Raw genomic sequence first — 12222 nt, forward strand, 5'->3', positions numbered from 1 at the left:
CCTGCGCCGTCACTATCAAATGTCTATACGCCATCATTGAAAGCAATTGATGTGCCATAAATGATTAGACGAGGGAAAAGCGGTGAAAGATGATGAATGCGCGTATCGCGCAAACCGGGCTTGAATAAAGAATGGACTATCAGGAATCAAAGCGCACATATCCAGCGCACCATTTTAGTGCGCAACGCCTGATTCCAGTGCGCCTTACCCTAAGAGCAGGAAAATGTCTGCTAGGTTATGGTGCGTGCCGAAAATCAGGCGAAGTTTTGAGGGAGTTTAGGAAGTCATCTCAGCAATATCGTAACGTTTGACTCTGCAAGGGCCTGCCCTGCCAGTTGTAGCTGATACATCTGATAATAGCGCCCTTGCTGGGCCAGCAGTTGCGAGTGTGTCCCCTGCTCGGCCATTTCGCCGTGGTTAAGCACCAGAATATTGTCCGCCTCGACGATCGTGGATAAACGGTGAGCAATAACCACCAGCGTAGTTTGCGCGCGGATTAGGCGTAACGCCTTCTGGATAGCCTGCTCTGTCCCTGAGTCGATATTGGCCGTCGCTTCATCGAGAATCAGCACTTTCGGCGAATTTACCAGCACGCGCGCGAGCGCAAGCAGCTGCTTTTGCCCCACGGAAAGGTTATTGCCCTGTTCGCCGATGCGACTGTGAATCCCCTCGGGCATATTCCTGACCAGCTCAGCCATTTGCACCATATCCAACACGCGCCACACACTTTCTTCATCAATATCACGGCCCAACGTGATGTTGGCATAGACAGAATCCGCCAGGACTACCGGGTCCTGTTGAACCATCGCCACATTGCTGCGCAGAACCTGATGAGACAACGTCGGCAGCGGACGCTGATCCAGCCGAATAACACCGTGTTCGGGGGTGTAATACCCCATCAGCAGGTTCGCCAGCGTACTTTTGCCGCTGCCGGTATGGCCCACCAATGCGACAAATCCCTTATCAGGGATCTGCAGGTTGATGTTACTCAATACCGGCTTGCCGCCGCGGTATGAGAAGGTCACGTCGTCGATATCGATGCGTCCGCTAGTCAGGGGATCTAAATCGTCGCCATAATCCTGACGCTTACCATCCATCAACGCGAAAATACGCTCGCCGGCCACGACGGCTTGCTGAAGCATCGACTGCTGAGTCGTTAGCTCAATCAAAGGTTCGTTAAGCCGACCAAGGTAGTTGATGAAAGCATACAACACGCCGACACCCACCGAGCCGACCGAGCTGAAACCGAACTGCAGAAGGAGTCCGCACAACACCAGCGCAGAAAACAGGCTCAACAGCGGACGTAACAGGAACCCCTCCAGACGCAGCGTTTGCATTCGCGCCAGATAGTGCTTTTGGCTGACCTCACTCAGGCGTTTACCAAACCGCGCCTGCTGACGAAATTGCTGAATGACGCTCATACCATTGATGACTTCGTTGAAGCCATCGTTGATATCCGCCAGATAGCTACGCACACGGCGTACAATTGACGTGCTATAGCGCTGGTAAATCACCATCACCACCATCACAGCAGGAAAAATGGTTAGCGCGACGAGCGCCATACGCCAATCAAGGCTGAACATCGCCACCAGCATGGCGCTGATAAGCGCAGCGCTACGCAGCACCGTCGCCACCACCATCACGTAGAGATCCCGGACCACTTCCGTATCATTCGTCACCCGGGAAATCAGTTGCCCGACAGGCTGGGTATCGAACGTCGACAGCGGTTGACGTAATGCGGCGTCCATCACATCGATGCGCAATTGTTGTACGACGCCCACCGCAACCCGATTAAAGGTCAACGATTGCAGGTAGTGCAGTGATGCGGCGAGAAGTTGCAGCAACACGTAAACTGCCGCCAAACCGCTGGCCAACATCAGCGGGAACTGCCCTTTTGAGACGAGATGGTCGATAAAATAACTGATGAGTATTGGTCCTGCGACTTCAGCCGCCGCCGCAACCCAGAGCATCACCATGCCTACCGCCAGCGGCTTGCGCCAGGGTGACCCATAGGCCAGCAGACGTTTCAGCGTCGGCCAGAGCGGATGTGAATTACTCACCTTTGACCTCCTCAAGCGACGTCGGCTCGTCCAATGCGGCTTCGAGTTGCTGATAACGATACATATCCCGATACCAACCTGATTCCTGTGACAACGACTGATGATTGCCGCGCTGCGCCACTTGGCCCTGTTGCAGCACGAGGATTTCATCCGCGTTGACCAAGGCGGAAAGCCGGTGTGCGCTGATAATCAGCGTGCGCCTTTCACCCCACTCACGTAGGTTGTTCAATATTTCGTGTTCGGTGCGTCCGTCCACGGCAGACAGGGCATCATCCAGCACCAGCACCTCAGCCTCCAATAGGAGCGCACGGGCGATGGCGATTCGCTGCTTCTGTCCACCGGATAGCATGACGCCGCGCTCGCCCACCTCTGTCTTGTATCCCTGCGGCAAACGCAGAATGTCGTCATGAACATGAGCCAGACGCGCCGCTTCCTGAATTTGCGCTTCCGTCGCATCCGGACGGCCCAAGGCGATATTGCCCGCGACCGTATCGGCAAACAGGAACGGTGTTTGTCCAACGACGGCAAACCGGCGCCTCAGGTCATCCAGACGAAGGCTCTTGAGCGGGAGGTCATGATAAGAAATCCGCCCGTTCTCCACGTCAAAGGAACGCAGCAACAAAGCGATCAGCGTGCTTTTCCCTGAACCGGTGGGGCCACATAGCCCCAGCATTCTGCCAGGTTGCAGCCTGAAACTGACGTCATGCAGCACAGTCTGACTATGCTGCGGATAGTGGAATGTCTGGATATCTGCCGCCAGCGTTCCGGGCTTGTCCGGCAAAGACTGAGCACCGTCGAGCACCACCGGCTTCTCAGACAAGAGCTGACGGATACGGCTGTACCCAGCGCTGCCGCGTTCCACGATATTCAACATCCAGGCCAACGCCAGCATCGGCCAAATCATCAGGCCCAGATACATGACGAAACTGGTCAGTTCGCCCAACGTCATCGTCCCATGGATTACCATCCAACTCCCGCCTCCAATCGCCAGCAGATTAGACAATGCGACAGCAATATAAATTGTTGGGTCGAACCGCGCATCCACGCGTGCCACTCGCATGTTTTTGGCCCCTGTGTCGGCAGCGACTTCGGCGAAACGCTGAGACTGATAATCTTCCAGTCCGAACGATTTGATCATGCGGATGCTGGTCAAGCTTTCCTGCGTCTGGTTATTCAGCATAGAGAACGCGGCCTGAGCGGCTTTGAAGCGGTGGTGCAACTGCGTGCCGTAGTGTTTGATAATGACGGCCATGATTGGCATCGGTGCCAACGACAGCAACGTCAGCTGCCAGCTGAGTTGTGTGCACATTACCACCAGTACGGCACATCCCATCATCAGAGAGTCGACAAACGTCAGCACGCCTTCACCTGCGGCAAACACCACTCGGTCGACGTCATTGGTGGCTCTCGCGATTAAGTCTCCGGTGCGGTGACGTAGATAAAAGGCAGGATGCTGACGGCTCAGCTGACGATAAAAGTCTCCACGTAATTCCACCGCCAGTTGATAAGACGCGCCAAACAACAAAACGCGCCAGAAATATCGCAGCAGGTAGGTCAGAACCGCGGACAACGCCATAAGCCCAATCCACCCCATCGCGGTAGCGGCAGGCATCTTATGTTGCGTTACGCCGTCGACAACAATCCCGACAAGAGCCGGAGGCAGCAATTGCAGTATTGCGATAACGATTAAGAGGATCACCGCCCCCAGATAACGCTTCCATTCACGGCGGAAATACCATCCTAGTTGAACAAAAAGTCTCACGCGGTCTTCATTCCAAAGCTAGTAGCATCATTATTATTTCGGGCAGAACAATAGTATACATGATTGCCCTGATGGATAAATTTAGACCTTAATCGGCAATGCCGTTGTATGTTTAATCTCTTCCATCGCAAAGCTGGACGTGACGTCCACCAAACCGGGAATACCGTTGACGAGACGCTTGTAGAAGTTGTCATAGTTTTTCATATCCTCTACCCGAACCTGCATCAGATAATCATACTCACCGGCCATGCGATAAAAAGACAACACTTCGGGCATATCGGAAACGAAACGGCAGAAGTCTCGATACCAGTCGCTGTTGTGTTGCTGAGTTTTCAAAAGCACAAATGCCGTTAAGCCCAGTCCTAGCCGCTCGTTATCCAGCAGAGCGACACGCGCCTTGATATACCCAGACTCTTCCAGACGCTTCAGCCTTTTCCAACAAGGTGTCGATGTAAGATTGACAGCCTCAGCCAATGCTTGCAGCGAAAGCGTACAATCATGTTGAAGGAGAGAGAGCAACGTGCGATCGATTTTATCTAGCATGTGGAATAACCATAGAAAAATTTTCCACTATTTAGGCCAAATAAAGAAAATTATGCAATATTTTTTCCTCATGACCACGGTAATCTAAGCGTATCCTTCAGAAACAACGGAAGTTCCCTTATGACCAACTTATGGGTAAAAAATGCCGTCAGCGCGATTGAAGCTGACTTTCAACGTTCCGCCGACACGCATCTCATGCGCCTGACGCTACCCGCCTACCCCGGCATCTTTTTTTATCTGAAAGACGAGAGTACTCATCCTACCGGGAGCCTTAAACACCGGCTGGCACGCTCACTGTTTTTGTTTGGCCTCAGCAACGGGTGGATCAAGGAAGGCACGACGATCATCGAAGCCTCCTCCGGCAGTACCGCCGTCTCCGAAGCTTACTTCGCCCGCCTGCTGGGGCTGCCGTTCATAGCCGTAATGCCTGCTTGCACAGCGAAACGTAAAATTGAGCAAATTACGTTTTATGGCGGCCGTTGCCACTTCGTTGAGCAGTCAGGACAGATCTACGCGGCATCGGAGCAGTTGGCCCGCGACCTTAACGGCCATTATATGGATCAGTTTACCTACGCTGAGCGGGCGACTGACTGGCGGGGCAACAACAATATCGCCGACAGCATTTATCACCAGATGTCCAGAGAGCCTTTCCCGGTTCCTGATTATCTGGTGATGAGCGCGGGCACCGGTGGAACCTCAGCGACCCTCGGGCGTTATATTCGCTATAAAGGCCTGGATTCGAAATTGGTGGTTGCCGACCCCGAGAACTCCGTGTTTTACGACTGCTATCATCAGCAGGATCGAACGCTGACCGCAGATTGCAGCAGCAGAATCGAAGGTATTGGCCGCCCGCGGGCCGAACCGTCTTTCATTCCCAGTGTGATAGACGAGATGATTAAAGTGCCTGACGCCGCCAGCGTGGCGACCTTACTCTGGCTGGAGAGCGTTATTGGCCGTAAAGTCGGTCCTTCGACCGGCACCAATGTCTGGGCCATGTTGCAGCTAGCCGAAAAAATGAAATCCGAAGGGCGGCAAGGCGCCATTGTGACGCTGCTGTGCGACAGTGGCGAGCGCTATCTGGATACCTATTTCAACCCTGAGTGGGTAGCGGCGCACATCGGTAATCTGGCGCCTTACATCCGGCAACTTGCCTCGGAACCGCAGCAGAATAGCCTATCGCCTTGTCCCGTATGATGTCATTTACTGCGCTGAAGCGAGGACGGATTTGAGTTACCATATCCCCTTCGTGACATGTTAAACCGTAGTCTGTATCTACGGCCCCCTGCTCATTGAGGTGAACCAGCATGACAAGCGCAGTAGTTGTTTTTAGCGGTGGACAGGATTCCACAACCTGCTTAATACAGGCTCTCAAGCAATACGATCACGTGCACTGCGTGACGTTCGATTATGGACAGCGACATCGGGCTGAAATCGACGTAGCTGCCGAACTAGCTCAACGCTTGGGCGCCTGCGCCCACAAAGTGTTGGACGTTCGTTTGCTGAATGAACTCGCTGTCAGCAGCCTAACGCGGGACAACATTCCCGTGCCGGACTTCGACGAGAACCAGGACGGTCTTCCTAGCACGTTCGTTCCCGGTCGCAACATCCTTTTTCTCACGCTGGCCGCCATCTACGCCTATCAGGTCGGCGCCGATACGGTGATTACCGGCGTCTGCGAAACCGACTTTTCCGGCTACCCGGACTGCCGCGACGAGTTCGTCAAAGCACTTAACGAAGGCGTCGCGCTCGGATTAGCCAAAGATATCCGTTTTCTTACGCCGCTGATGTGGCTGGACAAAGCCGAAACCTGGGCGTTGGCCGACTACTACCAGCAGCTAGACACAATTCGTCACCATACACTGACCTGTTACAACGGCATCAAAGGCGACGGCTGTGGTCAATGTGCCGCTTGCCATCTGCGCCAGAAAGGGCTAGAGCAGTATCAGCAGAACCCCGAAAGCGTCAGAGCGTCACTGTCCAAGAAAACCGGGCTGAAGTAACTCACTCCGCCAACGCATTGCCGACCGGTGGTTATCCATTGACGAACTCACGGATAACCACCATCAACTCCTGCTAATTAACTCAGCCCAGACTCATTGCTTAATAAAGCGAGCGCCATGACGATATCTCTCTGTGGTTAACTTCATCCTGCGTCAAGAGCCGCTTTGTGGGCTTCATTCAACCAATGTCATCTCCTGAACAGAAGTTTCCGCCCCCGTAACGACTCACCTATCCGTTTTTTAACTTAGCGTCAGAGCCGTAACCGGGTGTGATTCCGTTCAATCAGTGAAGCACCGATCCCTGGAACTTCCTGTAGCTGATCAACCTGCGTGAATGGACCGTTTTGCTCCCGATAACTCACGATAGCCTGCGCTTTTTTCAAACCCACGCCGTTAAGAATATCGGCCAGTTCCTCCGCCGATGCCGAGTTGATACTCACTTTTTCTTCATCGCTGGCCGACGGCATGACCGGCTCGATCTTCTTGCCCGGCGCATCCTGCTGCAAAGTCGCAACCGCTATATCCGCGTTCACTTTTGTCGCGGCTTGAGCAAGTGCAGGCAGGCTCGACAGGGTCAGACCCACGACGAAGCACATAGCCTTGATTCCTGATTTTTTCATGCTGTTGTCTCCTTGTGTTTGACAGCACGCCCACCTTGCCTGAAGGGGAAATCAGCAACAATACGCCGTGTTCAAATGTGGAAAAGGCCGCGAAAGCGGCCTTTATCTGTTGCAGTGCGTTACATTCTCTTGCGAGGGTTATTCCTGCTGTTGAGCGGCATTCCCCAGCTTGATTTTCGCTTCACTGCGCAGGCTGGTAATCAAGACGTCAAACAGAGAGCCGACCGCATTCTGTTTCACCTGATTAGCAAACTGCTGTTTCTGCTGATCTTGCAGCGTGTGCGGCTGAATGCTGTCCAACGCCACAATCACCACATTGCCCGCCTGATCCTTCGATAAGCCGTAAGAAGGCTTGTCCTTCTGAGGGATTGGCAAAGCAAAGATCGACTCAGCCATCACTTCGTTCTGGTTTAAAGAAGATAGTGTCTTTGGCGCGCTGAAGCTCAGATTAGCGGCTTTCAGACTGTCCATCTTCCCTTCTTTCAGGTCGGCGAGGATTTTCTCAGCCTCAAGACGCGCCTGTTGATCCGCCTTCTGGCGTTTCAAGGTTTGAACAACCTGATCGCGTACCTGATCCAGCGCTTCGGTGCTTTCCGGTTTGTGTTCGCTGATGCGCACGACAAAAGCACGATCGCCATCGACGCTGATCACATCCGAATTGCTGCCCGGGGCGCCATTTTCGCCTAACAGAGAACCGCCGAAAATGGCCTGGGTAACCGGCTGAAAGTTCAGCGCGGCGGGAACTTTATCCCGGCTAAACCAGTCGGTCTGTACCGATTTAACGCCGGCAGCTTGTTCTGCGGAAGCCAGCGACTCATTATCGTTGCTGGCCGCTTCGCTGACTTTCTGCTGCAGCGCATAAAACGCATCCAGCGCTCTTTCGTGTTTCACCTTCTCAGCCAGCTCAGCGCGAACGTCAGCCAGCGGCTTGATTTGCTGCGGCTGCATATCGTCCAGACGGACAATCAAGTAACCCACAGAGGATTTGATGACGCCGGAGAGCTGTCCTTTTTCGGTCAGTTTTGCCTGCTTCAGTTCGTCCACGGTTGAATTGTCGTCCATCCAGCCCAGGTCGCCGCCGTTGCGGCGAGAAACGACGTCGGTTGAGATCTGTTGAGCCAACGCGGAGAAGTCGGTGCCGTGCTGCAGCTTATCCAATGCAGCTTTGGCTTCCGCCTCTGTTTTTACCTGAATGAGGCTGTATTTTTTGCGTGCGCCCTGAGTGAAATCGTTTTTGTGCTGATCGTAATAGGCGGCGATAGCCGCATCATCCACCTTGGTTTTGTCCATGATGGCGGCCGCATCCAGCAGAATGTAGCTGACCTTGAACTGTTCAGGCGCCAGATAACGGCTCTTGTTCTGATCGTAGAAACTCTGCACTTCAGCATCGCTGACCGTTTGCGACTCGGCGCGGTCGGCGGCATTGATGGTCGCCGTGCGGATGGTGCGATCCTGCGCCGCCAGTTGTACAAGGCGGTCAAGCTCTTGGGGCAAAAGGAACTCGGTGCCCCCAAGGCCACGGACCAACTGCTGAGTGGTCAACTGCTTGCGCAGCATTTGGGCAAAAGTCTCTGGACTCAGGCCAAGACGACGCACCTGGGTCAGATATTTTTCGTTATCGAAGCGGTTATCGGTTTGGAATTCGGGGATAGCGAAAATGGCCTGCTTGATCTGCTCGTCGCTGATGCTTAAACCCAGCGTGTGAGAATACTGGTCCAGCAGCGTTTCATCAATCAGCTGAGACAACGCCTGTTTACGCAATTGCTGCATGTAACCTTCGTTGCTCGCCAGAATAGAGAAGTTCTCTCCCAGCATCTGCTGCTGTCGGTTACGTTCGTTTTGTACAGCCTGTTCCAACTGGGAACGGGAAATTTCCTGCCCGTTGACCTTCGCTGCGTAATCACCTGACCCGCGAATCAAGTAATCACCTACGCCAGTCAGTACGAATGAACCGATGATCAGGGCCAGAATAATTTTAAGCACGACGTTATTCGCGGCCGCGCGTAAATTGTCCATCATAATGTGACAACACTCCGCTGTAGAATGGATGAAACTCCCTGCGCAGGCCGCAGCCATGCTTCCTTGCGATGCTATAGCCGCAAAACGGCCAGGGCGCACTCAGGCGACTGCCTGATGATAGTAATCCGGATTTCCGGTAAAAAAAGGCACATCATTGAATGATGCGCCCCATATCTTACCTTACCCACATCGTGACGTCAGGTAATGTTTAGGGGAGACATTCTCCCCTAAGACAATTAATTTACGGCGTCTTTCAGCGCTTTACCTGCGCGGAAGCCCGGTACTTTAGCGGCAGGAATACTGATTTCCTTTCCGGTCTGCGGATTGCGGCCTGTGCGAGCTGCCCGCTCGCGCACCGCAAATGTTCCAAACCCAACTAAAGCAACGTCATCCCCTTCTTTTAGAGATTCAGTGACAGATCCAATAATGGTATCCAACACACGCCCTGCCGCCGCTTTGGAAATATCAGCATCCGCAGCGATTTTGTCGATCAGTTGTGACTTGTTCACTCTTTCATCCCCTCTGAAATCCTGTGGCTGCATCCCTTATTTTATGGCGCAGCATTAGCTTTTAACATTCAGTTAAATCCACGGAGGTTAGCCGTACGATTAACAGTGCTCTAACTTAGCCGCACAAAAAAAGGCTGGCAAGCATCATTACACTTACCAGCCTTTATTTTATGTACGGTTTATGTAACAGGTCACTATTTCGCCGCCGCAGTCACCACCTTCATGCCATGAGGCGAATTTTGCAGCGCCAATTCCAGCACCTCTTCGATACGTTTTACCGGATGAATATCCAGATCGGCAATCACGTTTGCCGGAATCTCTTCCAGATCACGCTTGTTTTCATCTGGAATCAGCACGGTTTTAATACCACCGCGATGAGCCGCCAGCAGTTTCTCCTTCAAACCGCCGATGGGCAGCACCAAACCACGCAGCGTAATCTCCCCCGTCATCGCCACATCGGCTCTTACCGGGTTCCCCGTCAGGCATGAGACCAGTGCGGTGCACATGGCGATACCCGCGCTCGGACCGTCTTTCGGCGTCGCACCTTCCGGTACGTGAACGTGGATGTCGCGCTTCTCGTAGAAGTCAGAGTTGATACCCAGAGAGTCAGCGCGCGCGCGTACCACGGTCAATGCGGCTTGAATCGATTCCTGCATGACTTCGCCTAGTGAACCGGTGTAAGTCAGCTTTCCTTTACCTGGCACACAGGCGGTTTCGATCGTCAGCAGCTCGCCGCCGACTTCGGTCCACGCCAGGCCAGTCACCTGACCGATGCGGTTCTCATCGTCCGCACGACCGTAGTCGAAGCGCTGAACGCCAAGGAACTCTTTCAGGTTGTCGCCATTGATCTCAATGTGCTTAAGGGACTTGTCCATCAGCAGCGATTTGACCGCCTTACGACATAGCTTGGAAAGCTCACGTTCCAGACTACGTACCCCCGCTTCACGGGTGTAGTAACGGATGATGCCGATAATCGCGCTGTCATCTACTTTCAGCTCATTCTTCTTGAGGGCGTTGCGCTCAATTTGTTTCGGCAACAGGTGTTCCCGCGCGATGTTGAGCTTTTCGTCCTCGGTATAGCCAGACAGACGGATCACTTCCATACGATCCAGCAGCGGGGCTGGGATATTCATGGAGTTGGAAGTGGCCACAAACATGACGTCCGAGAGGTCGTAATCCACTTCCAGATAGTGGTCGTTAAACGCCACGTTCTGTTCCGGATCGAGCACTTCGAGCAGCGCAGAAGCCGGGTCGCCTCGCATGTCCGAAGACATTTTGTCGATCTCATCCAGCAGGAAAAGCGGGTTTTTTACCCCGACCTTCGCCATCTTCTGGATCAGTTTGCCCGGCATGGAACCGATGTAGGTGCGACGATGACCGCGGATTTCCGCCTCATCACGCACGCCGCCCAGCGCCATACGGACATATTTACGTCCGGTCGCTTTGGCGATGGACTGTCCCAGAGAGGTTTTACCCACCCCCGGCGGCCCTACCAGGCACAGAATCGGCCCCTTAATTTTACTGACACGGCTCTGTACCGCCAGATATTCAAGGATGCGCTCTTTTACGCGTTCCAGGCCATAGTGGTCGCTATCCAGCATCTGCTGGGCTTTGGCCAGATCCTTTTTGACTTTACTGCGTGAGTTCCAGGGAACCTGCACCATCCAGTCGATGTAGCTGCGCACGACGGTAGCTTCCGCGGACATCGGCGACATCATCCGCAACTTCTGCAGCTCCGCCTCGGTTTTTTCCCGGGCTTCTTTCGGCATGTTAGCCGCTTCAATCTTGCGTTTTAGCGCTTCATTTTCGTCCGGCGCGTCATCCATCTCGCCCAGCTCTTTCTGAATGGCTTTCATTTGCTCATTCAGGTAATACTCGCGCTGGCTTTTTTCCATCTGCTTTTTGACGCGGCTACGGATGCGCTTTTCAACCTGGAGCAAGTCGATTTCCGACTCCATCATCGCCATCAGGTATTCCAGACGTTCCGTCACGTCAAACATTTCCAGGACCGACTGCTTATCGGACAGTTTTAACGGCATGTGTGCGGCAATCGTGTCAGCCAGACGGGCCGCGTCGTCGATACTGTTCAGCGACGTCAGGACTTCAGGCGGGATTTTTTTGTTCAGTTTGATATAGCCTTCAAACTGATTGACCGCCGTGCGCATGAGCACTTCCTGCTCAGGCTCTTCAATTTCAGGCGAGTCCAGATATTCAGCCTGCGCGGCAAAATGCTCTCCACTGTCAGACAGCGTGGTGATACGCGCTCGCTGTAAGCCTTCGACCAGTACCTTAACGGTACCGTCAGGCAATTTCAGCATCTGAAGAATGGAGGCTACCGTCCCAACCGAGAAAAGATCGTTAACACCTGGCTCATCCGTTGAGGCCTCTTTCTGTGCAACCAGCATGATCTTTTTATCGTGATCCATTGCGGCTTCAAGGCACCGAATTGACTTCTCCCGACCAACAAACAACGGAATGACCATGTGCGGATAAACCACCACATCGCGCAGCGGCAATACGGGGATTTCTATGCGTTCGGAACGCTCAGGGTTCATAGAGCTCTCTCTTAGTTTCATTTCCGCCAGGTTAAGGGAATCTCGTGAAACAGGCTCTTCACGGTTTCGCCTCTAGATATTCGAGTATATGGGGATAAATATCCTACATTCAACGATAGATCGCGCTGAAAAAGGAATGGGGGGCTAACACCCC

General features: G+C 53.4%; 9 protein-coding genes. 2 read left to right on the plus strand and 7 right to left on the minus strand.

All coding sequences use genetic code 11. The features are described 5' to 3' along the window. Positions 1–284 precede the first annotated feature (284 nt). From BLU64_RS01870 to BLU64_RS01880, 3 genes are all read right to left on the minus strand, one after another. Positions 285–2060 (minus strand): SmdB family multidrug efflux ABC transporter permease/ATP-binding protein, encoded by a 1776-nt coding sequence (locus tag BLU64_RS01870; protein WP_026742852.1) that lies wholly within the window; start codon positions 2058–2060, stop codon positions 285–287. Further along, complete coding sequence (locus BLU64_RS01875; RefSeq protein ID WP_074727769.1) at positions 2053–3822, minus strand: SmdA family multidrug ABC transporter permease/ATP-binding protein; 1770 nt, start codon at positions 3820–3822, stop codon at positions 2053–2055. The genes BLU64_RS01870 and BLU64_RS01875 overlap by 8 nt, the downstream gene beginning before the upstream one ends. A gap of 81 nt (positions 3823–3903) precedes the next feature. Next, entirely contained in the window at positions 3904–4365 is a 462-nt protein-coding gene (locus BLU64_RS01880; protein ID WP_026742854.1) for an Lrp/AsnC family transcriptional regulator, read from the minus strand. A gap of 120 nt (positions 4366–4485) precedes the next feature. Between BLU64_RS01880 and BLU64_RS01885 the strand changes: the two genes are divergently transcribed. Then, positions 4486–5559 (plus strand): PLP-dependent cysteine synthase family protein, encoded by a 1074-nt coding sequence (locus BLU64_RS01885; RefSeq protein ID WP_074727771.1) that lies wholly within the window; start codon positions 4486–4488, stop codon positions 5557–5559. A gap of 110 nt (positions 5560–5669) precedes the next feature. Next, positions 5670–6365, plus strand: coding sequence for a 7-cyano-7-deazaguanine synthase QueC (gene queC / locus BLU64_RS01890; protein WP_026742856.1), 696 nt, complete (start codon positions 5670–5672; stop codon positions 6363–6365). 251 nt (positions 6366–6616) lie between these two features. On the opposite strand, the gene BLU64_RS01895 is transcribed toward queC, so the two are convergent. From BLU64_RS01895 to lon, 4 genes are all read right to left on the minus strand, one after another. Then, positions 6617–6985, minus strand: coding sequence for a ComEA family DNA-binding protein (locus BLU64_RS01895; protein ID WP_026742857.1), 369 nt, complete (start codon positions 6983–6985; stop codon positions 6617–6619). A gap of 138 nt (positions 6986–7123) precedes the next feature. After that, complete coding sequence (gene ppiD, locus BLU64_RS01900; RefSeq protein ID WP_074727773.1) at positions 7124–9004, minus strand: peptidylprolyl isomerase; 1881 nt, start codon at positions 9002–9004, stop codon at positions 7124–7126. 236 nt (positions 9005–9240) lie between these two features. Continuing rightward, a complete protein-coding gene (gene hupB, locus BLU64_RS01905) occupies positions 9241–9513 on the minus strand; it encodes a nucleoid-associated protein HU-beta (protein ID WP_074727878.1) in 273 nt (90 codons plus the stop codon). A 194-nt stretch (positions 9514–9707) separates the two neighbouring features. Next, positions 9708–12068 carry an endopeptidase La gene (lon, locus tag BLU64_RS01910; protein ID WP_026742859.1) on the minus strand — a complete coding sequence of 787 codons (2361 nt, stop codon included), beginning with the start codon at positions 12066–12068 and terminating at the stop codon, positions 9708–9710. Positions 12069–12222 lie beyond the last annotated feature (154 nt).

The organism is Lonsdalea quercina (assembly GCF_900107885.1).
In the GTDB taxonomy this organism is placed as follows: domain Bacteria; phylum Pseudomonadota; class Gammaproteobacteria; order Enterobacterales; family Enterobacteriaceae; genus Lonsdalea; species Lonsdalea quercina.

Bases quoted from the DNA above. Each gene is read 5' to 3' on its own strand.
- BLU64_RS01880 (WP_026742854.1), bottom strand. From the start codon at position 4,365: ATGCTAGATAAAATCGATCGCACGTTGCTCTCTCTCCTTCAACATGAT.
- BLU64_RS01885 (WP_074727771.1), top strand. From the start codon at position 4,486: ATGACCAACTTATGGGTAAAAAATGCCGTCAGCGCGATTGAAGCTGAC.
- queC (WP_026742856.1), top strand. From the start codon at position 5,670: ATGACAAGCGCAGTAGTTGTTTTTAGCGGTGGACAGGATTCCACAACC.
- BLU64_RS01895 (WP_026742857.1), bottom strand. From the start codon at position 6,985: ATGAAAAAATCAGGAATCAAGGCTATGTGCTTCGTCGTGGGTCTGACC.
- ppiD (WP_074727773.1), bottom strand. From the start codon at position 9,004: ATGATGGACAATTTACGCGCGGCCGCGAATAACGTCGTGCTTAAAATT.
- lon (WP_026742859.1), bottom strand. From the start codon at position 12,068: ATGAACCCTGAGCGTTCCGAACGCATAGAAATCCCCGTATTGCCGCTG.